The organism is Luteimicrobium xylanilyticum (assembly GCF_009429125.1).
GTDB classification, from domain to species: domain Bacteria; phylum Actinomycetota; class Actinomycetes; order Actinomycetales; family Cellulomonadaceae; genus Luteimicrobium; species Luteimicrobium xylanilyticum.
In genome coordinates this window covers 2,343,899-2,366,229 of the sequence record NZ_CP045529.1, presented here as the reverse complement: position 1 = coordinate 2,366,229, position 22,331 = coordinate 2,343,899, and the positions used below count along the sequence as shown (strand labels likewise).

20 protein-coding genes are annotated in these 22,331 nt (G+C 73.5%); 9 read left to right on the top strand and 11 right to left on the bottom strand.

All coding sequences use genetic code 11. From position 1 onward, the window contains the following. Positions 1–78 precede the first annotated feature (78 nt). Both glnA (KDY119_RS10520) and KDY119_RS10515 read left to right on the top strand, forming a co-directional pair. Complete coding sequence (gene glnA / locus KDY119_RS10520) at positions 79–1,422, top strand: type I glutamate--ammonia ligase (protein WP_036949782.1); 1,344 nt, start codon at positions 79–81, stop codon at positions 1,420–1,422. Next, positions 1,419–4,649: a bifunctional [glutamine synthetase] adenylyltransferase/[glutamine synthetase]-adenylyl-L-tyrosine phosphorylase gene (locus KDY119_RS10515; RefSeq protein WP_227994296.1), complete on the top strand. Its 3,231-nt coding sequence runs from the start codon at positions 1,419–1,421 to the stop codon at positions 4,647–4,649. Before glnA (KDY119_RS10520) ends, KDY119_RS10515 begins: the two co-directional genes overlap by 4 nt. A gap of 129 nt (positions 4,650–4,778) precedes the next feature. Here the strand turns inward: KDY119_RS10515 and glnA (KDY119_RS10510) are convergent, their stop codons facing one another. Beyond that, positions 4,779–6,203: a type I glutamate--ammonia ligase gene (glnA, locus tag KDY119_RS10510; protein WP_036949786.1), complete on the bottom strand. Its 1,425-nt coding sequence runs from the start codon at positions 6,201–6,203 to the stop codon at positions 4,779–4,781. Between the two features lie 195 nt (positions 6,204–6,398). Here glnA (KDY119_RS10510) and KDY119_RS10505 point away from each other — a divergent pair, with 195 nt between their 5' ends. Continuing rightward, complete coding sequence (locus tag KDY119_RS10505; protein WP_036949788.1) at positions 6,399–6,842, top strand: RDD family protein; 444 nt, start codon at positions 6,399–6,401, stop codon at positions 6,840–6,842. A 69-nt stretch (positions 6,843–6,911) separates the two neighbouring features. Here KDY119_RS10505 and KDY119_RS10500 read toward each other — a convergent pair whose 3' ends face one another. From KDY119_RS10500 to lipB, 3 genes are all read right to left on the bottom strand, one after another. Further along, positions 6,912–7,652, bottom strand: coding sequence for a DUF4191 domain-containing protein (locus KDY119_RS10500; RefSeq protein WP_036949790.1), 741 nt, complete (start codon positions 7,650–7,652; stop codon positions 6,912–6,914). A 64-nt stretch (positions 7,653–7,716) separates the two neighbouring features. Beyond that, entirely contained in the window at positions 7,717–8,718 is a 1,002-nt protein-coding gene (gene lipA / locus KDY119_RS10495) for a lipoyl synthase (protein WP_036949792.1), read from the bottom strand. Positions 8,719–8,779: 61 nt separating this feature from the next. Next, positions 8,780–9,424: a lipoyl(octanoyl) transferase LipB gene (lipB, locus tag KDY119_RS10490; protein WP_036949794.1), complete on the bottom strand. Its 645-nt coding sequence runs from the start codon at positions 9,422–9,424 to the stop codon at positions 8,780–8,782. Between the two features lie 100 nt (positions 9,425–9,524). On the opposite strand from lipB, the gene KDY119_RS10485 reads away from it, so the two are divergent. Continuing rightward, on the top strand, positions 9,525–11,102 hold the full coding sequence (locus KDY119_RS10485) for a hypothetical protein (RefSeq protein WP_153022287.1): 1,578 nt from the start codon (positions 9,525–9,527) through the stop codon (positions 11,100–11,102). On the opposite strand, the gene KDY119_RS10480 is transcribed toward KDY119_RS10485, so the two are convergent. The 3 genes from KDY119_RS10480 to lpdA all read right to left on the bottom strand — a co-directional run bounded on the left by KDY119_RS10480 (position 11,099) and on the right by lpdA (position 15,429). Beyond that, entirely contained in the window at positions 11,099–12,058 is a 960-nt protein-coding gene (locus KDY119_RS10480; RefSeq protein WP_153022286.1) for a TIGR01777 family oxidoreductase, read from the bottom strand. The two genes, KDY119_RS10485 and KDY119_RS10480, sit on opposite strands and share 4 nt — an antisense overlap. Positions 12,059–12,248: 190 nt before the next feature. Continuing rightward, the gene (sucB, locus tag KDY119_RS10475; RefSeq protein ID WP_153022285.1) at positions 12,249–14,021 is read right to left on the bottom strand and encodes a 2-oxoglutarate dehydrogenase, E2 component, dihydrolipoamide succinyltransferase; all 1,773 of its coding nucleotides are present in this window, start codon (positions 14,019–14,021) and stop codon (positions 12,249–12,251) included. 28 nt (positions 14,022–14,049) lie between these two features. After that, complete coding sequence (gene lpdA, locus KDY119_RS10470) at positions 14,050–15,429, bottom strand: dihydrolipoyl dehydrogenase (RefSeq protein ID WP_153022284.1); 1,380 nt, start codon at positions 15,427–15,429, stop codon at positions 14,050–14,052. 194 nt (positions 15,430–15,623) lie between these two features. Between lpdA and KDY119_RS10465 the strand changes: the two genes are divergently transcribed. After that, positions 15,624–15,977, top strand: coding sequence for a hypothetical protein (locus KDY119_RS10465; RefSeq protein ID WP_036949806.1), 354 nt, complete (start codon positions 15,624–15,626; stop codon positions 15,975–15,977). Between the two features lie 43 nt (positions 15,978–16,020). Here KDY119_RS10465 and KDY119_RS10460 read toward each other — a convergent pair whose 3' ends face one another. Continuing rightward, positions 16,021–17,487, bottom strand: a complete 1,467-nt coding sequence (locus KDY119_RS10460; protein ID WP_153022283.1) for a leucyl aminopeptidase — start codon at positions 17,485–17,487, stop codon at positions 16,021–16,023. A 92-nt stretch (positions 17,488–17,579) separates the two neighbouring features. On the opposite strand from KDY119_RS10460, the gene KDY119_RS10455 reads away from it, so the two are divergent. The 4 genes from KDY119_RS10455 to KDY119_RS10440 are packed head-to-tail and all read left to right on the top strand — an operon-like array spanning position 17,580 to position 19,712. Continuing rightward, positions 17,580–17,936, top strand: a complete 357-nt coding sequence (locus KDY119_RS10455; protein ID WP_036949808.1) for a hypothetical protein — start codon at positions 17,580–17,582, stop codon at positions 17,934–17,936. 39 nt (positions 17,937–17,975) lie between these two features. Further along, positions 17,976–18,422 (top strand): hypothetical protein, encoded by a 447-nt coding sequence (locus KDY119_RS10450; protein ID WP_036950728.1) that lies wholly within the window; start codon positions 17,976–17,978, stop codon positions 18,420–18,422. Further along, on the top strand, positions 18,419–19,489 hold the full coding sequence (locus tag KDY119_RS10445) for a quinone-dependent dihydroorotate dehydrogenase (RefSeq protein ID WP_036949809.1): 1,071 nt from the start codon (positions 18,419–18,421) through the stop codon (positions 19,487–19,489). Before KDY119_RS10450 ends, KDY119_RS10445 begins: the two co-directional genes overlap by 4 nt. Positions 19,490–19,502: 13 nt before the next feature. Then, positions 19,503–19,712, top strand: a complete 210-nt coding sequence (locus KDY119_RS10440; protein WP_036949810.1) for a hypothetical protein — start codon at positions 19,503–19,505, stop codon at positions 19,710–19,712. Between the two features lie 34 nt (positions 19,713–19,746). Here the strand turns inward: KDY119_RS10440 and KDY119_RS10435 are convergent, their stop codons facing one another. From KDY119_RS10435 to nadA, 3 genes are all read right to left on the bottom strand, one after another. Next, positions 19,747–20,337 (bottom strand): DUF3043 domain-containing protein, encoded by a 591-nt coding sequence (locus KDY119_RS10435; protein WP_036949811.1) that lies wholly within the window; start codon positions 20,335–20,337, stop codon positions 19,747–19,749. Positions 20,338–20,399: 62 nt separating this feature from the next. Continuing rightward, positions 20,400–20,936 (bottom strand): acyl-CoA thioesterase, encoded by a 537-nt coding sequence (locus tag KDY119_RS10430; protein WP_036949812.1) that lies wholly within the window; start codon positions 20,934–20,936, stop codon positions 20,400–20,402. A 50-nt stretch (positions 20,937–20,986) separates the two neighbouring features. After that, entirely contained in the window at positions 20,987–22,222 is a 1,236-nt protein-coding gene (nadA, locus tag KDY119_RS10425) for a quinolinate synthase NadA (RefSeq protein ID WP_036949815.1), read from the bottom strand. Positions 22,223–22,331 lie beyond the last annotated feature (109 nt).

The window sequence follows — 22,331 nt, the reverse complement described above, 5'->3', positions numbered from 1 at the left end:
AACCACCCGGGGGACGACCTGCGCACGACTGCGGCGCAGGTGTCCACATCAAGGCGCTGCGTCGGGCAGGATGGGGGCATGGACAGGCAACAGGAGTTCGTGCTGCGCACGGTCGAGGAGCGCGACATCCGGTTCATCCGGCTGTGGTTCACGGACGTGCTCGGCATGCTCAAGTCGGTCGCGGTCGCGCCTGCCGAGCTCGAGTCCGCGTTCTCCGAGGGCATCGGCTTCGACGGGAGCTCGATCGAGGGCTTCACGCGCGTGTACGAGGCCGACATGATCGCGAAGCCCGACCCCACGACCTTCCAGGTCCTGCCGTGGCGCGGCGAGCAGCAGGGCACCGCCCGCATGTTCTGCGACATCCTCACGCCCGACGGCGAGCCGTCGCTCGCGGACTCGCGGTACGTGCTCAAGCGCGCCCTCGCGAAGGCCAGCGACAAGGGGTTCACGTTCTACACGCACCCCGAGGTCGAGTTCTACCTGTTCCAGGCGCTCGACCTCGACGCGCCCGTCCCGCGCCTGGTTCCCGTCGACCGGGGCGGCTACTTCGACCACGTCCCGCGTGGGTCGGCGCACGACTTCCGTCGGGCCGCGATCTCGATGCTCGAGTCGATGGGCATCTCGGTCGAGTTCTCGCACCACGAGGCCGGGCCGGGCCAGAACGAGATCGACCTGCGCTACGCGGACGCGCTGACGACCGCCGACAACCTCATGACGTTCCGGACCGTCGTCAAGGAGGTCGCGCTCGAGCAGGGCGTGTACGCGTCGTTCATGCCCAAGCCGCTCGCCGAGCACCCTGGCTCCGGCATGCACACCCACATGTCCCTGTTCGAGGGGGACCGGAACGCGTTCCACGAGCCCGGCTCGGAGTACGAGCTGAGCAAGGTCGCCCGCCAGTTCATCGCCGGTCTGCTGCACCACGCTGCCGAGATCACGGCCGTGACCAACCAGTACGTCAACTCGTACAAGCGCCTGTGGGGCGGCTCCGAGGCGCCGAGCTTCGTGAGCTGGGGCCACAACAACCGCTCCGCCCTCGTCCGCGTGCCGATGTACAAGCCGGGCAAGGGGAACTCGAGCCGCGTCGAGTACCGCGCCCTCGACTCCGCCGCGAACCCGTACCTGTCGTTCGCGCTGCTTCTCGCCGCCGGGCTCAAGGGCATCGAGGAGGGCTACGAGCTTCCCGAGGAGACGTCCGACGACGTCTGGGAGCTCACCCCGACCGAGCGTCGCGCGCTCGACATCCGCCCCCTGCCGCAGGACCTCGACGAGGCCGTCGGCATCATGGAGCGGTCCGAGCTCGTCGCGGAGACCCTCGGCGAGCACGTCTTCGACTACGTGCTCCGCAACAAGCGTGAGGAGTGGACGGCGTACCGCACGCAGGTCACGCCGTTCGAGCTGGAGCGCTTCTTCTCGATCCTGTGACTCCCGCGACGCGCCGCCCGCAGACGCTGTCCGGACGCCTCACTCGTCTGGGTTTCGCCGACGTCTCCCGCGCCACGGCGTTCCTGGCGGACCCGGCCCTCGAGGCGCTCGTCGGGCCGGTCGACGCGACCTCGCCGCTGCTCGACGCGCTGGGTGCGACGGCGGACCCCGACCTCGCCCTGCTCGCGCTGATCCGGCTCGCCGAGGCGGCGGGACGTCGGTACTCGGAGGACGTCGACGACTCGCCGCTCGAGCTCCTGGGCCGCGTGCTGACGTCCGTGTTCGACCACGACGGCGTCCCGTCGCTCGTGCCCGCACGCGGGGGAACGCCTCGACCTGAACCTGAGGGTGAGGGTCCGGGCGGGGGCGGCACGACGCCGGACGCCGACTCTCGACCTGAGGTGGAGAGTCAGCCGGTCGCCGTTCCGGCCGTCGTCGTCCGGCAGCGACTCCTCGCCGTGCTCGGTGCGTCTGCGGCGCTCGGCGACGAGCTCGTCCGCCACCCCGAGCTCCTCGAGGTCCTGGCCGACCCCGTGCCGGCGCTCGGCCGGCCCGTCGCCGACGTCCGAGCGGAGCTGCTCGGCGCCGTCGGCGCCGATCCCGACGACCGGGCGCCGCTCGCCAGGCTCACCGGCGCCGACGGGGTCGACGCGCTCCGGCACGCCTACCGTGCGCGCCTCCTGCGCATCGCGGCCGCCGACCTGTGCTGCGGCGAGCCGCTCAGCCGCCTCCCCGGGGTCGCTGCCGCACTCGCCGACCTCGCCTCCGCCGCGCTCGAGGGCGCGCTCGCACTGTCGCGAGCGGAGCTCGACGACCACGGCGCGGGCGTCCGCCTCGCCGTCATCGGCATGGGCAAGACCGGCGGTCGCGAGCTCAACTACGTCTCCGACGTGGACGTCGTCTACGTCGTCGAACCCGAGCCCGGGTACGACGAGGAGTACGCCGTCGCCGTCGGCACCCGCCTCGCGACCGGGCTCATGCGAGCGTGCGCGGCGCCGTCGGGGGAGCCGCCGCTGTGGGCGGTCGACGCCGCGCTGCGACCCGAGGGCAAGCAGGGGCCGCTCGTGCGAACCCTCGCGAGCCACCTGGCCTACTACGAGCGGTGGGCCAAGACGTGGGAGTTCCAGGCCCTGCTCAAGGCGCGCCCGGTCGCGGGCGACGCCGAGCTCGGACGCGCCTACCGGGACGCCGTCGACCCGTTCGTCTGGCGTGCGGTCGAGCGCGAGCACTTCGTCGAGGACTCGCAGGCCATGCGCCGCCGCGTCGAGGACCACGTCCCGGCCGCCGAAGCCGACCGGCAGATCAAGCTCGGCAAGGGTGGGCTCCGTGACGTCGAGTTCACGGTGCAGCTCCTGCAGCTCGTGCACGGGCGCGCCGACGAGTCGATCCGCAGCCCCAACACCCTCACGGCCCTCGCCGCCCTGTCCGACGCCGGGTACGTCGGACGCGCCCACGCGGCACGGCTCGCGGTCTGCTACCGCTTCCTGCGGGCGCTCGAGCACCGGATCCAGCTCTACCGGCTGCGCCGCACCCACCTCATGCCCACCGCCGACGCCGACCTGCGCCGCCTCGCGCGCTCGCTCGGCATGCACGCCGAGGGCGACGACGGGATGGTCGAGCGCTGGCGGGCGACCCGACGCGAGGTCCGCACCCTGCACGAGGAGCTGTTCTACCGGCCCCTCCTCCCCGCGACGGCACAGCTGTCCGAGGAGGAGGCGAGCCTCGCGCCCGAGGCCGCGAGGGCTCGGCTCGCGGCCATCGGCTACCGCGATCCCGTGGGCGCGATGCGTCACATCCAGGCGCTCACCGACGGTGTGACGAGGCGGGCCGCGATCCAACGTCAGCTCCTGCCCGTGATGCTCGGCTGGTTCGCCGACGGCGTCGACCCGGACCGTGGCCTCCTCGCCTTCCGCAAGCTCTCCGACACGCTCGGCACCACCCCCTGGTACCTGAAGCTCCTGCGCGACTCCGGGTTCGCGGCCCGCCGCCTCGCGACGCTGCTCGCGAACTCCCAGTACGTCGCCGACGCGCTGGCTCGTTCGCCCGAGTCGGTCGCGTGGCTCGACGAGGACAGGGACCTCGCGCCACGCGACCTGGCACGTCTCGACAGCGAGGTCGACGCCGTCCTCACGCGCGCCGACGAGGTGCAGCCCGCGACGACGACCCTGCGCGCCGTGCGCCGTCGGGAGCTGGCCCGCACCGCGGCGGCGGAGCTCCTCGGCCTGACCGGCACCGTGCCGGCGATGGAGGCGATCTCCGCGGCGGCCGAGGTCGTCCTCGTCGGGGCGCTGCGGATCGCCGCCTTCGAGGCGCGCGCCGAGCTCGGGTACGGGACGAGCCCCGACGACTCTCCGAGCGACCTGCTCGTCGTGGGGATGGGCCGTCTAGGCGGCTGCGAGATGGGCTACGGCTCCGACGCGGACGTGCTGTTCGTGCACGACCCGCGGCCCGGGGTCGACGCGGGTGCCGCCCAGGCGTTCGCGCTGTCGGTCGCCACGCGGCTGCGGACCATCTGCTCGAAGCTCGGCGCCGAGCCCGCGCTGGCCGTCGACGCCGACCTGCGCCCGGAAGGCCGCAGCGGGCCGCTCGTGCGCAGCCTCGACTCGTACGCCGAGTACTACGGCCGGTGGTCGTCTCCCTGGGAGGCGCAGGCGCTGCTCCGCGCCCGGCCGGTCGCGGGAGACCGTGGCCTCGGCGAGCGGTTCGTGACGCTCATCGACGGACTGCGCTACCCGGACGGCGGGATCGACCTGGCGACAGTGCGCGAGATCCGCCGGATCAAGGCGCGCGTCGAGGCCGAGCGCCTGCCGCGCGGCATCGAGCCGACCCGGCACCTCAAGCTGGGCCGGGGCGGCATCTCGGACGTCGAGTGGACGGCGCAGCTTCTCCAGCTCCAGCACGCGCACGAGGTGCCCGAGCTGCGCACCACCGAGACGCTGAAGGCCCTGCGTGCGGCCGCCGCCGCGGGGCTCGTGGACGAGGGCGACGTGGAGGAGCTCGCGGAAGCGTGGCTGCTCGCATCGCGGCTCCGCGCCGCGAACGTGCTCTGGTCAGGGCGTTCCACGGGGCAGGCGGTCGACGTGCTGCCGCACGTGAGCCACGACCTGTCCGGCCTGGCCGCCGTGCTCCGCTTCGACGGGACGGGCGTCGACCTCGAGGACTGCTACCTGCGCACCGCGCGTCGGGCGCGTGCCGTCGTCGACCGCGTGTTCTACGGCGAGGAGTAGGCCGCGCGCTGCGCGCGCCGTCGTCTGTGGTGCCCGGCAGGTCCGCTCGGGCCGGTCGAGCGCCTCACGCACCGACGGCGCCCTCCCCGCGGGGAGAGCGCCGTCGGCACTCGTACTGCGACGTACCGATCAGACGTCGTAGTACAGCTCGAACTCGTGCGGGGTCGGCCGCAGACGCACCGGGTCGATCTCGTTCGCACGCTTGTAGGCGATCCACGTCTCGATGAGGTCCGGCGTGAACACGTCGCCCTGCGTGAGGAAGTCGTGGTCGGCCTCGAGCCGGTCCAGGACCGCGTCGAGCGAGCCGGGGACCTGCTGGATCTGCGCGTGCTCCTCCGGGGGCAGCTCGTACAGGTCCTTGTCGACGGGCTCCGGCGGCTCGATCCGGTTCTGGATACCGTCGATGCCCGCCATGAGCATCGCGGCGAACGCCAGGTACGGGTTGCTCGACGGGTCCGGCACGCGGAACTCGATGCGCTTGGCCTTGGGGGACGAGCCCGTCACCGGGATGCGGATGCACGCGGAGCGGTTGCGCGCCGAGTACACCAGGTTGACCGGGGCCTCGAAGCCGGGGACCAGGCGGCGGTAGGAGTTCACGGACGGGTTCGTGAACGCGAGCAGCGACGGCGCGTGCTTCAGCAGACCGCCGATGTACCAGCGGGCGATGTCGGACAGGCCGCCGTAGCCCTTCTCGTCGAAGAACAGCGGCTCGCCGTCCTTCCAGAGGGACTGGTGCGAGTGCATGCCCGAGCCGTTGTCGCCGAAGAGGGGCTTCGGCATGAAGGTGACCGTCTTGCCGGCCTGCCAGGCGACGTTCTTGATGACGTACTTGAACTTCATCAGGTCGTCGGCCGCGTGCTGCAGCGTGTTGAAGCGGTAGTTGATCTCCTGCTGGCCGGCGGTGCCCACCTCGTGGTGCGCGCGCTCGACCTGCAGGCCGACCTCGCCGAGCATGGCGACCATGTCGTCGCGCAGGTCGGCCATCTGGTCGTTGGGGGAGACGGGGAAGTAGCCGCCCTTGTACCGGGTCTTGTAGCCGAGGTTGCCGTCCTCCTCGTCGCGGCCGGTGTTCCACGCCGCCTCGTTGGAGTCGACCGAGTAGAACGACTCGTGCTGGTTCGTGGAGAACCGGACGTCGTCGAAGATGTAGAACTCGGCCTCGGGCGCGAAGAACGCGGTGTCCGCGATGCCGGTCGACTTCAGGTACGCCTCGGCCTTGGCGGCGATGTTGCGCGGGTCGCGCGAGTAGGACTCGTCGGTGAACGGGTCGACGATCGAGAAGTTCACCACGAGCGTCTTGTGCTTGCGGAACGGGTCGACGAACGCCGTCTGCACGTCGGGGATGAGCTTCATGTCCGACTCGTGGATCGCCTGGAAGCCACGGATCGACGAACCGTCGAACATCATGCCGTCCGTGAACGCGGCGTCCTCGAACTCCGAGATCGGGATGTTGAAGTGCTGCTGGACACCGGGCAGGTCGCAGAAACGCACGTCGACGAACTCGACATCCTGCTCCCGCGTGAAGGCGATCGCCTCTTCCGCGCTCTTGAACATGCGATGAACTCCTTGATCGGTGGAGCCCCGTCTCGGGGCGTCTCGAACCTAGGGCGAGGCGGTTTCGCCTCCGTGTAGGTCGTGTTTCAGGCACGTTACGCGTGGGGGCACCGTGTGACGAGTTCGTCTCACGTGGGGGACAGTCGGGGTTCCCGACGGCGCCCGGCGCCCAGGCAGCCCCCGTACCCTGGTTCGGTGGTGTCACGTGACGAGATCGGCTCCTGGCTCGAGGGCACGCCCGGCGGCCCGTCCACCCGCGGCTCGAGGCTCGGCCTGCCCCCGGACGGCCCGGGATCGCTCGCGCCCCTCGGGCGGCGGATCGTCGCCCTGCTGATCGACTGGGCGCTCTGCTGGGCCGTGAGCCTGGGCTTCTTCGGCGGGAGCTCGTGGGCGACGCTGCTGATCTTCCTCGGGGAGAACGTCGTCCTCGTCGGCACCGCCGGCTTCACGATCGGGCACCGCGTGCTCGGGCTCCGCGTGCGGCGGCTCGTCGCCGATGCCCCCGACGGGCCCCCTGGCCTGCTGCGGGCCCTCGTGCGGTCGGTGCTCGTGTGCCTCGTGATCCCAGCCGTCGTCTGGGACGGGGACGGGCGCGGGCTGCACGACCGGATCGCCGGGACGGCCATCGTCCGCCGCTGAGGAGCCCGCACAAGCACGAAGCCCCGTGCCCGACGACGGTCGGGGACGGGGGCTTCGGGGCGCGACGGGTCAGCGGCCGCGCAGGCTCTTGCGGTCCGGGCGGGCGCGCGTCGGGTCGATGCCCTTCGGGATCGGGAGCTTCGCGCCACCCAGCGCGCGCAGGCGCTTGGAGACCTCGGCGACCTCCGCCTTCGTGAGCGTCGGCTTCATCTTCTGGACGGTCTTCACGAGCTTGCGCAGCGGCACCTGACCCTCGCCGTTGCCACACTCGAGCGTCGTGATCGGGACGCCCGCGACGACGCGCGCGGTGCGCTTCTTCTCGGACTCGAGCAGCCGGGTCGCGCGCCCCGAGGGGCCCTCGGCGACGAGCAGCACGCCCGCGCGACCGACACCGCGGAACACGAGGTCCTGGGTGCGGGCCTCGAACGCGACGGGCTCCTCGTCGAAGCTCCAGCCGCCGCGGCGGACCGACCCGAGCGCGGCGCGCGTCGCGCCGGGCTTGCCCTCGATCTGCTGGTAGGCGGCCGCCTCGGCGCGCCGCGTGAGGACGAACATGCCGCCCAGCAGGCCGAACGGGACGCCGACGATCAGGCCGGAGATCCAGTGGCCGCCGAACAGGAAGCCGACGAGCGTCGCCACGGCCACGACCGCGACGAACACGCCGAGGACCCACCACGTGACCGCGGGATCGCTGCGGCGGGTCATCGTGTACGCGGACCACACCTGGTGGTACCAGCGCTGCTTCTTCTGCTTGGGCTCGCTCGACGACTCTGCGCCGGCGCCCTTCGACGTGTCCTTGCTGCGGGCCATAATCCGGCAGTCTACCGGGGCGCCGGGCGGGCCGGGCGCCGTCGTCGGCCCGTCCGGACCGCCCTCAGCGGGCGAGCAGGGACGCGGCCTCCTGGCGCGACGTCGTCGGCTGGGCGAGGTGCGCGAGCGCCTCGGGGATGGTCTCCCCGCGGCGCGTCATGGCCTGCCCCCACAGGCGGCCGGCGCGGTACGACGACCGCACCAGCGGACCCGACATGACGCCGAGGAAGCCGATCCGCTCGGCCTCCTCCGACAGCTCGACGAACTCCTCGGGCTTGACCCACCGGTCGATCGGGTGGTGGCGCAGCGACGGGCGCAGGTACTGCGTGATGGTGATGAGGTCGCAGCCCGCGTCGTGCAGGTCCTGCAGGGCGGACTTGGCCTCGTCGATGGTCTCGCCCATGCCGAGGATGAGGTTCGACTTGGTGACCAGGCCTGCCTCGCGGGCCTGCGTGAGGACCGACAGCGACCGCTCGTACCGGAACCCGGGGCGGATCTGCTTGAAGATGCGCGGCACCGTCTCGAGGTTGTGCGCGAGGACCTCGGGGCGCGAGCCGAACACCTCGTCGAGGAGCTCCGGGATCGCGTTGAAGTCGGGGATGAGGAGCTCGACACCCGTGCCCGGGTTCATCGCGTGGATCTGGCGGACGGTCTCCGCGTAGAGCCAGGCACCGCCGTCGGCCAGGTCGTCGCGCGCGACACCGGTGACCGTCGAGTAGCGCAGACCCATCGCCTGCACCGACTCGGCGACGCGGCGCGGCTCGTCCGCGTCGAACTCCGCGGGCTTGCCCGTGTCGATCTGGCAGAAGTCGCAGCGCCGCGTGCACTGGTCGCCACCGATGAGGAACGTCGCCTCGCGGTCCTCCCAGCACTCGAAGATGTTGGGACAGCCCGCTTCCTCGCACACGGTGTGCAGTCCTTCGGAACGCACCAGGCCCTTCAGCTCGGTGTACTCCGGACCCATCGTCGCGCGCGTCTTGATCCACGACGGCTTCTTCTCGATGGGGGTGGCCGCGTTGCGGGCCTCGATGCGCAGCATGCGACGGCCCTCGGGTGCGATGGTCACGCTGTCTCCCAGGTGGTGGTCGCCGGCCCCGGTCGGGGGCGGCGTGCGGGCGTCGTCCAGCCTAGTCCGCGACGACGGGGGCGAGCGCGTCGGTGAGCGCACGCTCGAGCAGGGGACGGACCTCCTGGATCGTCACCGTCCGGCCGAGCTCGGCCGACAGCGACGTGACGTCCGCGTCGCTGATGCCGCACGGCACGATCCGGCCGAACTCCCCGAGGTCCGGGTTGCAGTTGAGGGCGAGGCCGTGCATCGTCACGCCCTTGGCGACGCGGACGCCGATCGCGCAGACCTTGCGCTCGCGGCGCGCGCCGTCGGCGGCGAACCACACCCCGGACCTGCCCTCGACGCGGATGGTCTCGAGGCCGAGCTCAGCGCAGACGTCGATCACGGCCTGTTCGAGGCAGCGCACGTAGGCGACGACGTCGATCGGCGTGCGCAGCCGCACGATCGGGTAGGCGACGAGCTGGCCCGGGCCGTGCCAGGTGACCTTGCCGCCGCGGTCCACGTCGACGACGGGCGTGCCGTCGTCGGGGCGCTCGTCGCGGTGGGTGCGTCGCCCGGCCGTGTAGACGGGTTCGTGCTCCACGAGGAGGACCGTGTCCTGACGCTCGCCGGCGGCGACCTCGGCATGGATGCTGCGCTGCAGCTCCCACGTCGGCTGGTAGGGCGAGTGGACGGTGCCGAGCCCGAGCGGAGCGAAGCGCATGGTCCCCAGGCTAGACCCGGTCGGTGGGTGCTCCTGCGGCCGTCCGTACCGCCTGTGGACAACCGACGTGCGGTCGGCCGGTTTCCTGTTCGATGTCTCCATGACAGGTCCGAGCGAGCCCCGTCCGCCGGCCGCGTCCGGTGAGAGAGCCGCCCGGGACGTCCCCGGCGGCCCGGTCCGCGAGGCCCTCCAGGCGGCCGGGTACACCGGCGCCGCACGCGTGGGCGGCGCCTGGGCGGTCCGCGCACCCGACGGCGCAGCCTGCGCCCTGCAGGTCCTACGCCGGGCGGAGCTCGGCCCCGCCGTCGACGAGCGCGTCGCACGGCTGCGGACCGTCGAGCACGCCCACGTCGCCCGTGTCGCGACCGTCGTCGAGGCCGGGGGAGAGCTTGCCGTCGTGCTCCGCGGCGGCACCGGGACGCCCCTGCGGGACGTCCTCGCGCGCCGCGGTGCCCTGCGCGCCGGAGAGGTCGTGACGATCGTCACAGGAGTGGGCCACGCTCTCGGTGCCCTCCACGCGGCAGGCCTCGCGCAGGGCGGGGTCACCGCCGACCGGGTCGTCGTCGACGACGACGGGCGCTGCCACCTGCAGCCCTCCGTGGCGCCACCCGGCACCGGTGCGTCGCCGGCGGCAGACGTGCGCGCGCTCGCGGGCCTCGCGCGGGACGCCGTCGCCGACGGCACCGACGCGGCCGACGGCCCCGCGACCGACCCGGCCCACGTCCCCGACGCGGGTGACGCCGCAGCGGTCGCCGCGCTCCTGGGGATCCTGGACGCCTCCGCGCGAGGCGACGGAACCCACGGCGCGACGACCGCCGAGGAGCTCGCGAACGTCGTCGCACGCACCGTCGCCGCCGAGCCCGTCTCCGTCCCCGACCTGGCGGCGCTCGCGGCCGTCGCGATGGGACGGTCGGCCGGCGCGGCGGACGGGTCGGCCCCGTCGGCGGCCGACGGAAGACCGGTCACGGGGGTCGTCCGGCGCCCCGTGTCGCAGGCCCCGCGCCGGCGCGTGATCCCGCCGCGGACCGCCGACCCGCTGGAGGACACGCTCGTCCGGGCGCGTGCGCTGGCGGCCCCTGAGGGTCCGTCCGAGCCCGAGGGACGCCGGGCCCGGGCCGCCGCGCGGCTGCGACGCCGCCGCACCCGGACCGCCGTGCTGGCCGGTGCCGTCGCCGGACTCGTGGTCGTCGCCGTCGCCCTGGCCGTGCTGCGTCCGTGGACGAGCGGTCAGCCCGCGGAGGCGGCGCCGAGCGCGTCGGCGCCGGCAGCGGCGTCCCACCCCGCGCCGACCGACGCGACGCTCGAACGCGACCGCCCGGAACTCGCCGCCCGCGAGCTGACGCAGCGCCGTGGGGCGATGCTTGCGGGCGCCACCGCCGAGGACGCCGTGACGGTCCACGGCTCGCCGGCGCGCGCCGCGGACGACGCTCTGGCCGCCCAGCTCGCCCGGCGGGGCACGATCGTCACGGCACCGCGGGTCGACGTGGCGGCGGCGCGGCTGGTGACGTCGGACGCCGACGCGGCCACCGTCGACGTCCGGTACACGATCGGGGCGTACACCCTGCGCGCGAAGGACGGTGCGACGACGGCGGTCCCGGCGGCGGCCGAGCGCACCGACCGGCTCGAGCTCGCCTGGACGGACCACGGCTGGCGGGTGCGGTCCGTGGCGGGGGACTAGTTCGGGCGCTCCTCGTCCCCCGCACGAAGCTCGCCGACGAGCCACTCGACGGCGTCGGCCAGCCGTGGCTGAGACCACCGGAAGCCGTCCGCCTCGAGGACGCGGGGAACGAGCCGGGCCGAGGCGAGGATGTCGCCCGCGAACCCGCCCAGCGCGAGGCGGAGGGCCGGCGCGGGCACCCGCAGCAGCGCCGGGCGGTGCAGGGCCCGGGCGAGCGCACGGGTCAGCTCGCTGTTGCGGACGGGGTCGGGCGACGCCAGGTTCACCGGGCCGTGCACGCCCGAGGCGGTGAGGTGCCGGATCGCGCGGACGTGGTCCTCGAGGGTGATCCAGCTCCAGAACTCGCGACCGTCGCCCAGCGGGCCGCCGAGCCCCGCGCGGAGCAGGGGCAGCAGGCGGCCGAGCGCGCCGCCGTCGGGCGTGAGGACGAGCGACGTGCGCAGCAGGACGACCCGCACGCCGGCGTCCCGGGCCGGGTCGGTCGCGGACTCCCAGTCCGTCACGAGCTCGGCCAGGAAGCCGTCGCCGGCCCGTGCCGTCTCCGGCAGCGGCTCGTCGCCGCGGTCCCCGTACACGCCCATCGCGGACGCCTGGACCAGGGCCGGCGCGTCTGCCCCACGGCGGGCCAGCTCGCGGGCGAGCAGACCCGTGCCGGCCAGCCGCGAGCTGCGCAGCAGGGCCCGGTACCGCGGTGTCCATCTGCGGTCCCCGATGCCCACGCCGCCCAGGTTCACGACGGCGCCCGCGCCGTCGAGCGCGTCGGTCGGCAGCACGCCGCGGTCGGGGTCCCACGGGTGCGTCGTGACGCCGTCGTCGACGCCGGAAGGGTGGGCGCTTCCCGGCCGCACGAGGCGTCGGACCCGGACGCCGTCGGCCCGCAGGGACTCCACGAGCGCCGAGCCGATCAGCCCGCCCGACCCCGCGACCACGACGGTGCTCTCGTCAGCGTCCTCCATACCTGCCGACGCTAGACCATCGTGCTCGTCGGGGTCGTCCGGGTCGTCCGGACCTCGCCGCGGTGTGCGGGTACGAGTCCCGGCAGGTCCGAGCCACGGACGACGACGGCGCCCTCGTCCGCGGACGAGGGCGCCGTCAGGCTGCCGTGGTCGCGCGCCGGTCAGGGCGTCACGACGGGAGAGGCGACCGTCAGAGGCCGACCTCGGCCTCGAACGCGCCCTCCTCGATGCGGGCCTTGATGGCGGTGAGGAACCGCGCGGCGTCCGCACCGTCGACGAGCCGGTGGTCGTAGGACAGGAAGATGTAGCACATCGACCGGATGCCGATCACGTCGTTCCCGTCCGCGTCCTTGATCACCGCGGGCCGCTTGACGATCGTGCCCGTGCCGAGGATCGCGGTCGTGCCGCCCGGGACGATCGGCGTGTCGATGAGTGCGCCGCCCGAGCCGGTGTTCGTGATCGTGAACGTGGCGCCGGCGAGCTCGTCGGGGCCGACCTTGTTGTCACGGGTCCGGCCTGCGAGGTCCACGATCTTTCGGGCGATGCCGCCGATGTTGAGGTCGCCCGCGTCCTTGATCACGGGCACGACGAGGCCGCGCGGCGTGTCCACTGCGATGCCCACGTTCTCGTGCGCCGGGTAGGTGATGGTCTCGCCGTCGAACGACGCGTTGACCTTCGGGAACGCCTTCAGGGCCTCGATCGCGGCCAGCGTGAAGAACGGCAGGAACGTGAGGTTCGCCCCCTCCCGTGCCTTGAACCCTTCCTTCGCACGGGCACGGAGTGCCGCGACCTTCGTCACGTCGACCTCGACGACCGTCGTGAGCTGTGCCTGCGTCTGGAGCGCCTCGACCATGCGCTCGGCGACGATCTTGCGCAGACGGGTGGCCTTCTCGGTGGTGCCCCGCAGCGGCGAGGTCTCGAGCGCCGTCTTCGGAGCCGCGGCGGGGGCCGACGGTGCAGCGGCGGCCGGGGCTGGCGCTGCGGCGGCCTGCTCGGCCTTGCGGGCCGCCTCGAGGACGTCCTCCTTGCGGATGCGTCCGCCCACGCCGGTACCGGTCACGGTGGACAGGTCGACGCCCTTGTCGGCGGCGAGCTTGCGCACGAGCGGCGTGAGGTACGACTTGCCGCCGGCCGCGGGGGCCGCGGCGGGAGCCGGTGCCGGAGCAGCGGCGGGTGCCGGGGTCGCGGGAGCGGCGGGCTGCTGGACGGACGCGGGCTCGGGCGCGGGTGCCGGGGCGGGCTCGGGCTCGGGCTCGGGCTCGGGCGCCTTCTCCGGCGCAGCGGGCTCGGGCGCCTTCTCCGGCTCAGGGGCTGCCGGGGCGGCCGCACCCGAGCCGACGACGGCGAGCACGGCGCCGACCTCGACGGTCTCGTCCTCCTGGACGAGGATCTGCTGGAGCGTGCCGGCGACGGGGGACGGGATCTCGGTGTCGACCTTGTCGGTCGAGACCTCGAGCAGGGGCTCGTCGACCTCGACCGCGTCCCCGACCTGCTTGAGCCAGCGGGTGACGGTGCCCTCGGTCACGGACTCGCCGAGAGCCGGCAGCTTGATCTCCTCGCCACCGCCCTGGGACTGCGGCGCCTCTGCCGCCGCGGGCGCCTCCTCGGCCGGCGCCTCCTCGGCCGCAGGTGCGGCCTCGGGCTGCGCGGGTGCCTGCTCGGGCTCGGGCTCGGCTGCCGCGGCGGGCGCCTCCTCGGCGGCCGGTGCTGCCGCACCGCCGCCGGAACCGTCGCCGATCACGGCGAGGTTGGCACCGACCTCGACGGTCTCGTCCTCCTGGACGAGGATCTGCTCGAGCTTGCCCGCGACGGGGGACGGGATCTCGGTGTCGACCTTGTCGGTCGAGACCTCGAGCAGGGGCTCGTCGACGGCGACGTCGTCCCCGACCTGCTTGAGCCAGCGGGTGACGGTGCCCTCGGTGACGGACTCGCCGAGAGCCGGCATCTGCACGTTTTCGGACATGACCTGGGGGTCTCCTTCGATTGTGTCGTCAGTTGTGGGCGTGCAGAGGCTTGCCGGCCAGGGCGAGGTGTGCCTCGCCCAGGGCTTCGTTCTGCGTGGGATGGGCGTGGACCAGGGCGGCGACGTCCTCGGGATGCGCCTCCCAGTTCACGATGAGCTGGGCCTCGCCGACGAGCTCGCCGACACGGGCCCCGACGAGGTGGACCCCGACGACCGGGCCGTCCTTGCGGCGCACGAGCTTGACGAAGCCCTGCGTCGCGAGGATCTTGCTGCGGCCGTTGCCGGCGAGGTTGTAGTCGAGCGTCTCGACCGCGTCGTCGCCGAAGCGCTCGCGCGCCGCCTGCTCGGTGAGGCCGACGGACGCGACCTCCGGGTCCGAGTACGTGACGCGGGGGATTCCGGACTCGTCGATCGGCGCGGGCTCGAGCCCGGCGATCTGCTCGGCGACGTAGATGCCCTGCGCGAACCCCCGGTGCGCGAGCTGCAGGCCGGGCACGATGTCACCGGTCGCATAGACGTTCCCGACGCCGGTGTGCAGCCGCTCGTCGACGACGACGAAGCCGCGGTCGAGCCGCACGCCCTGCTCCTCGAAACCGAGGCCGGCGGTCCTCGGACCACGACCGACGGCGACGAGGAGGACCTCGGCGTCGAGCGTCTTCCCGGACTCGAGAGTCATGCGGACGCCCGAGTCGGTCTCGGCGACGGACGCGAAGCGGTCGCCGAGCGTGAACCCGATTCCACGTTTGCGGAACGCCCGCTCGAGGGCCTTGGAGACGGCGAGGTCCTCGGCGGGCACGAGGTGGTCGAGCGCCTCGACGACCTGCACGTCGGCGCCGAACGAGCGCCAGACGGACGCGAACTCGACGCCGATCACGCCGCCGCCGAGCACGAGCGCGGAGCGGGGCACGTAGTCGAGCTCGAGCGCCTGCTCGGACGTGATGACGCGGCCGCCGATCTCGATGCCGGGCAGCGTGCGGGAGTAGGAGCCCGTCGCGAGGACGACGTTGCGGCCGGTGTACCGCTCGCCGCCGACCTCGACGGTGTCCGGCGAGACGAGCTTCCCGTGGCCCTCGACGAGCGTGATCCCGCGTGCGGAGACGAGGCCCTGGAGGCCCTTGTACAGGCCGGCGACCACGCCGTCCTTGTACGCGGCGAGCGCCGCCATGTCGATGCCGTCGAAGGTGGCGCGCACCCCGAACGTCTCGGACTCGCGGGCCGCGTCCGCGACCTCGGCCGCGTGCAGGAGCGCCTTGGTGGGGATGCAGCCGCGGTGCAGGCAGGTGCCGCCGAGCTTGCCCTCCTCGACGAGCGCGACCGTCAGGCCGAGCTGCGCCGCGCGCAGCGCCGTCGCGTACCCGCCGCTCCCGCCGCCCAGCACGACGACGTCGAACGTGCGGGTCTCGGCCACGTGCTCCTCCTGGGTTCTGCTCCGACGTGCTGTCCCGACGGTGTCGGGCCCGGGCGCGCGGCGCCAGGCCAACCCACCCATCTTGGCACCATCGCCGCGCGCGCCCCAATCGGCGCGGGCCGCCCGGGGTGTGACGGTGCTCGCACCACCGCCGGGACCGAGAGCACCGCGGCAGCCCCGGCTACGCTACGCGCATGTCCCGGCTGCGCCGCCTGTTCTCCCGATCGTCCGGCCCCTCGTCCGCCCCCACGGCCGACGCGCGGCCCTCTCAGGCCGACGCGCGCCGCGCCACCACCGAGCACTTCCGGACGTTCGTGACCACGCGGGTCGGGGTCGAGGCGTACCTCGAGCCGCCGACCGGCGACATGCCGACGACGCTGCTCCTGATCGCGACCACGGGGGAGTGGACGCGCCGTCGGGTGCCCGACGAGAAGGCCGCGCGCGGGCTCGCCGACGACCTCGGCATCCCCCTGTACGACGTCCGCCGCACCGGCTACCCGCAGCGCATGCGGGAGTGGAACACGCGCCGTCGGCGGGGCGAGGCCTGACGCCGGGCCGCCCCGCGCGGGAAGCGGCCCGGCGTCGCTGCCGTCAGTGCGTCGCGCGCGCCTCGACGAGCCCGAGCAGGGTGCGCACGGCGATGCCCGTCCCGCCGACCGGCGTGTAGCCGAACGCCGACGCCTCGTTGAACGCGGGACCCGCGATGTCGAGGTGCGCCCACGGCGTGCTCCCGACGAAGTCCTTGAGGAACAGCCCCGCCACGAGCATCCCGCCGTGCCGCTCGCCGATGTTCGCGATGTCGGCGACCTTCGACGACAGCGACTCGCGCAGCTCGGCCGGCAGCGGCATGGGCCAGAACTGCTCGCCGGCGCGGCCAGCGGCAGCCACCACCTCGTCGCGTACGTCGTCGGTCCCCATGACGGCGGACACGCGGGCTCCGAGCGCGACCATCTGTGCGCCCGTGAGGGTGGCGACGTCGAGCACGACGTCGGGCTTCTCCTCGATCGCCGCGACCAGGCCGTCGGCGAGGACCAGGCGCCCCTCGGCGTCCGTGTTGAGGACCTCGACGGTCTTGCCGCCACGGATCGTGATGACGTCGCTCGGGCGCTGCGCGGTACCCGACGGCATGTTCTCGGCGAGGCACAGCCAGCCGGTGACCGCGACGGGCAGCTTGAGCCGGGCGGCCGCGAGCACGGTCCCGAGCACCGCGGCCGCACCGGCCATGTCGGACTTCATCGCGACCATCGACGTCGGCGGCTTGAGCGAGATGCCGCCCGAGTCGAACGTGATGCCCTTGCCGACGAGCGCGACCTTCGCGGCCGGCTTCGACGGCGACCAGGCCACCTTGACCAGGCGCGGGCCGCGGACCGAGCCCTGCCCGACGGCCACCAGCCCCCCGTACCCGCCGGAGGCGAGCGCCTTGTCGTCGAGCACCGTGACCTTGACACCCGTGCCCTTCGCGGCGTCCTTGGCCGCGCCGGCGAAGGCCTCGGGGTACAGGTCGTTGGGGGCGGCGTTCACGAGGTCGCGCACCAGGTGCACGGACGTCGCGAGGACGCGTGCGCGCTCGGCCGCGTCCCGCGCCGCCTTCGCGTCGGGCACGACGACCTGGACGGCGCCGACGGCGGCCGGCTTCTCGGGGTCGGTCGTGTACCGGTCGAAGGCGTACGCGCCCAGAGCGGCGCCCTCGAGCGCTGCGGCGACCGCGTCGTCCGACGCGAGCGGCAGCGCGACGGCGACCGTCGACGTCCCCGCGAGCGTGCGGACCGCCGCGCCGGTGCCGCGGCGCAGGGCCTCGGCGTCGTCGGCGTCCGGTCCCAGCCCGGTGACGACGACGACCCGGGCGGCGACGCCGTCGGGCGCGGGGAAGCGGTGGACGTCGTCGGGCGCGCCGGTGATCCCGAGCGCGGGGGCGAGCGAGGCGAGCCGGGTCGCGGCTGCCGCGGGCAGGGCGTCGGCAAGGACGCGCGGGCCGAGTTCGGTGCGGACGGCGCCGACGACGAGCGCGTCGACGTCGAGGGAGGCGGGGGAGGCGGTGGTCACGGTGAGGTCTGTCACCCGGCGATGCTAGCGCCGGTCCCCGGCCCGGGCCCGCGCGCAGGCCGGACGGCGCTCGGGGCGGATCGGGCGATCCGGGTAGGCTGCGGGGCGTGACCGTCCCCCTCACCGTGCTCGTGGTCGCCGCGAGCCTGGCGCTCGCCGCGTGGGCCGGGTGGTTCGTCTACCGGGACCGTCCGGTGATCCTGCGCCAGCTCTGGGGCGCGTCGGTGGTCGAGGCCCTCGTGGTCGTCGAGGCCGTCGTGGCCGGCGTCCTTCTCGCCGGCTCGGCCACGGTCGACAGTCCCGGGCTGTTCTGGGGGTACGTCGCGGCGTCGCTGCTGATCCTGCCCTTCGCGGCGGCGGTGGCGTTCGCGGAACGGACCCGCTGGAGCTCGGTGGTGCTGCTGCTCGCGGCCGTGACGGTCGCGTTCCTGCAGCTGCGCATGACCCAGGTCTGGGCCGGTTGAGTGCCGCGCCCCGAGACGACCGAGAGCAAGGAGACCGCCGTGACCGGTGAGCACCCCGACGCGTCGCACGACGCAGCGCCACCGACCCGGGCCGGGTTCGGGCGCGTGCTCGTGGCGGTCTACGGGATCCTGGCGCTCGCGGCGACGGGACGCGCGAGCTACGAGCTCGCGACGAAGTTCTCCGACGCGCCCGTCGCGTACCTGCTCTCGCTGCTCGCCGCCGTCGTCTACATCCTCGCGACGGTCGCGCTGTGGCGTGGAGGAGCCTGGCGCGGCGTCGCCTGGGTGTCGTGCTCGGTCGAGCTCGTGGGCGTGGTCGCCGTCGGGATCGCCTCCCTCGCCGACGCCGACGCGTTCCCCGCCTCGACCGTCTGGTCGGGCTTCGGGTCCGGGTACGGGTACATCCCGCTGGTCCTGCCGTTCGTCGGCCTGTGGTGGCTGTGGCACACGCGGCCCCTCGTCGCAGAAGGAGGAGCGTCCGCGTGAAGGTCTACGCCGCCCTGTTCCAGGGCTTCTTCCGGCACCTCGATCCCGAGCAGGCCCACCATCTCGCGTTCTCCGTCATCCGGGCGGTCGGCGTCGTGCCCGGCGTGCGCACGGTGCTCCGGCGGACGCTCGCGCCCTTCGCCGAGAGCACGACGCGCGGCCCCGGCTCGGTCCAGGCGCTCGGCCGGTCGTTCCCTGCACCCCTCGGGCTCGCCGGCGGCTTCGACAAGGACGCGCTCGCGGTCCGCGGCCTCGCGACCATCGGGTTCGCGTTCGTCGAGATCGGCACGGTGACCGCGCACGCGCAGCCGGGGAACGAGAAGCCGCGGCTCTTCCGGGTGCTCGACCAGCGGGCGATCCGCAACCGGATGGGCTTCAACAACCGCTCCGCGGCCGCGGCGGCCGAGCGGCTGAAGCGGCTCCGGAGGACGTCGGGCGGCCGGGCCGTCGTCGTCGGGGCGAACATCGGCAAGACCAAGGTCACCCCCTCGGCCGACGCGGCCGCGGACTACGCGACCAGCGCCGGGCTGCTCGCCCCGCACGCCGACTACCTCGTCGTGAACGTGTCGTCACCGAACACCCCCGGCCTGCGGGACCTGCAGTCCGTGGAGTCGCTGCGGCCGATCCTCGTCGCGGTCCGGGAAGCCGCGGACACCGCCACGACCGGCTCGGGCGGGCCGCGCGTCCCTCTGCTCGTCAAGATCGCTCCCGACCTCGTCGACGACGACGTGGACGCCGTCGCGGACCTGGTGCTCGAGCTCGGGCTCGACGGCGTGGTCGCGGTCAACACCACGATCGCCCACGACCTCGGCCCCGGCGGGCTGTCGGGGCCGCCGCTGCTGCCGCGCGGCCTGGACGTCGTGCGGCGCCTGCGCGAGCGCCTCGGCGCGGGACCCGTCATCATCGGCGTGGGCGGCATCACCACCGTCGACGACGCCCGCGCCTACCTCGAGGCGGGCGCGGACCTGCTGCAGGGGTACACGGCGTTCATCTACGAGGGCCCGTTCTGGGCCTCGCGCATCAACCGCGCTCTGACGACGGCGACGCCGTCCGAGCCGGGCCAGTGAGGGGAGCACGGGGATGATCCGGCCGCAGTGGACCTGGCGCTTCGTCGACGGCGAGGGGCGTGAGCTCACGGAGCCCGCGACGCCTCTCTTCACCAACCAGTACGACGCCGAGCAGTGGCTCGGGGAGACGTGGCGGACGCTCGCCGGGCAGGGCGTCGTGACGGCGACCGTCCTGCACGAGGGCGAGGCCGCTGCGCCCGCGGTGGAGCTGCGGGTGGGCTGAGAGCCCGAGGACTACTCCGCGGGACGGCCCTGGATCACTCCGGGTAGACGCCGTGCTTCGCGTGCACCGGCTTCGGCATGCGCGACCGGCGGAGCTGGAAGGCCCGCATGACGGCGTAGAACGCCGTCCCCTTGGGAATCTCGCCGAACTTGGTGCGCAGGCGCTTCTTGAGGCCGAACCACATGATCACGGCGTCGACGACGGCGATGAGCACGAGCACGTACAGCGCGGCGAGGACGACGAACGAGATCACCGCGTCGCGGCCCGTCGTGACGATCATCACGACGAAGAACAGCAGCGCGATCGGCAGGAAGTACTCGGCGATGTTCCAGCGCGCATCCACGTAGTCGCGGACGTAGCGGCGGGCGGGGCCCTTGTCCTTCGCCGGCAGGTAGCGCTCGTCGCCGGCCTTCATGGCCTGGTACTGGCGGGCGCGGGCCTCGCGCTGGGCCGACTTGGCGTCGCGGCCCGCCGCGCGGCGGTCCGTCGGGACGAGCGGACGCTTGTTGGCGGCCTCGGACTCCTTGCGCTTGGGCGTCGGGCGGCCCTTGCCGTCGCCGGTTCCCGGGAGGAGCCCAGGAGTCGGCTCGGGGGTCTCTGACTGCTTGTTGCGAAGGAGTGCCACGGGTTGAGGATAGTCGAGGCTCCTGGGCGTTCTCTGCGTGCCCGCCATGCCGGCCGCGGGCGTCAGCGGGGAGCGACGTCCACGGCGCGCGCCCAGGTGGCGACGTCGTCGGGCAGCTCGGGCTCTTCGACCTCACGGCCGTGGAGGCTCGCGAGGAAGGCGATCACGTCGGGCGCGGGGACGCGCGAGCCGTCGCGGTGCAGAAAGCGGCCGGCCACGAGCCCGCGCGCGCTGAGCTCCTCGTCACGCCAGAACGACTGCTCCATGTAGACGACGCGCTCGTCCCAGCCGAGCACGCGCGTGCGGATCTCGAACCGGTCGCCGAGCTTGAGCGAGCGGCGGTACTTCATGGTCGACGCCGCGACGACGGCGTACCAGCCGCGCTCCTTGAGCGCGCCGAGCGCGTCGATGTCCGCCATGTAGTTCGTGCGCGCGACGTCCATCATCTGCAGGTACGTGCCGTTGTTGACGTGCCAGTAGTAGTCGAGGTCGCCCGGGTGCACGCGCATGCGCGTGATCGAGGGTCCCAGGACGGGGACGGACGGGTCGGCCTTGCGCGGGCGCACGGCAGCGAGCGCGAGCTGGATCTGACGAGTCACCCGAGCAGGCTACTACCCGGGACTCCCGGTCTCGGGTAACCGTGACCGGGTCAGAGCCCCGGGAGCGCCAGCATCTGGTCGAGCGCCACGCGCGCCCAGTGCGCGTCGTCCGCGTCGACGACGATCCGGTTCACCGTGCGGCCCTCGACGAGCTCCTCCATCGCCCAGACCAGGTGCGGCAGGTCGATCCGGTTCATCGTCGAGCAGAAGCAGACCGTCGAGTCGAGGTAGTGGACCTGGAGCTCCGGGTGCTGGGCCGCGAGGCGGCGCACCAGGTTGAGCTCCGTGCCGATCGCCCAGCTCGAGCCCGGCTCCGCGGCGTCGAGCGCCCTGATGATGAACTCCGTCGAGCCCACCTGGTCCGCCGCGGTCACGACCTCGTGCTTGCACTCCGGGTGCACCATGACCGTCACGTCGGGCACCGCCGCCCGGACCGCCTCGACGTTGCGGGCCGAGAACCGGCCGTGCACCGAGCAGTGACCTCGCCACAGGATGACGCGCGCCGCCGCGAGCTCGGCCTCCGTCAGGCCTCCGTCGGGCTTGCGCGGGTCGTAGACGACGCACGCGTCGAGCGGGATGCCGAGCTGCAGCACCGCGGTGTTGCGGCCCAGGTGCTGGTCGGGGAGGAACAGGATCTTGCCCGCGCCGTCGCCCGCGCCCTCGGCGGCCCCCGCCGCGTCCGCGCGCTCGAACGCCCAGCGCAGCGCCACCTCCGCGTTCGACGACGTGCACACGGTGCCGCCGTGGCGCCCCGTGAACGCCTTGATCGCCGCGGAGGAGTTCATGTACGTCACGGGGACCGTGCGCCCTGCGAGCCCGAGATCGTCGAGCACGTCCCACGCCTCGTCGACCTGGTCGATCGCGGCCATGTCCGCCATGGAGCAGCCCGCCGCGAGGTCCGGCAGCACGACCTGCTGGGCGGCGTCCGACGTGAGGATGTCCGCGGACTCGGCCATGAAGTGGACGCCGCAGAACAGCACGAACTCCGCCTCGGGCCGCGCCGCGGCCTCGCGCGCGAGCTTGAAGGAGTCGCCCGTCACGTCGGCGAACCGGATCACCTCGTCGCGCTGGTAGTGGTGCCCCAGCACGAACGCCCGGTCGCCCAGCGCGGCACGCGCCGCGACCGCCCGTTCGACGAGATCGGGGTCGGAGGCCGCGGGCAACGCACCCGCGCACTCGACGCCCCGCTCGGACGCGAGGTCGCGCCCCTGCCCGAGCAGGAGGAGGGGAGAGGGGGCCGGCTCCGCGAAGCCGGCGCCGCTGGACGTCTCGAGCAGCGTGGTCACGCGTCGATCATCGCATGCGCCGACCAGCGCCCCGCGGGCCTCTCCGACCAGCGAGCCACGCCGCGACCGACCGCTGTCCGGGCGTACGCTGGAGACGCGGCGCCACCGC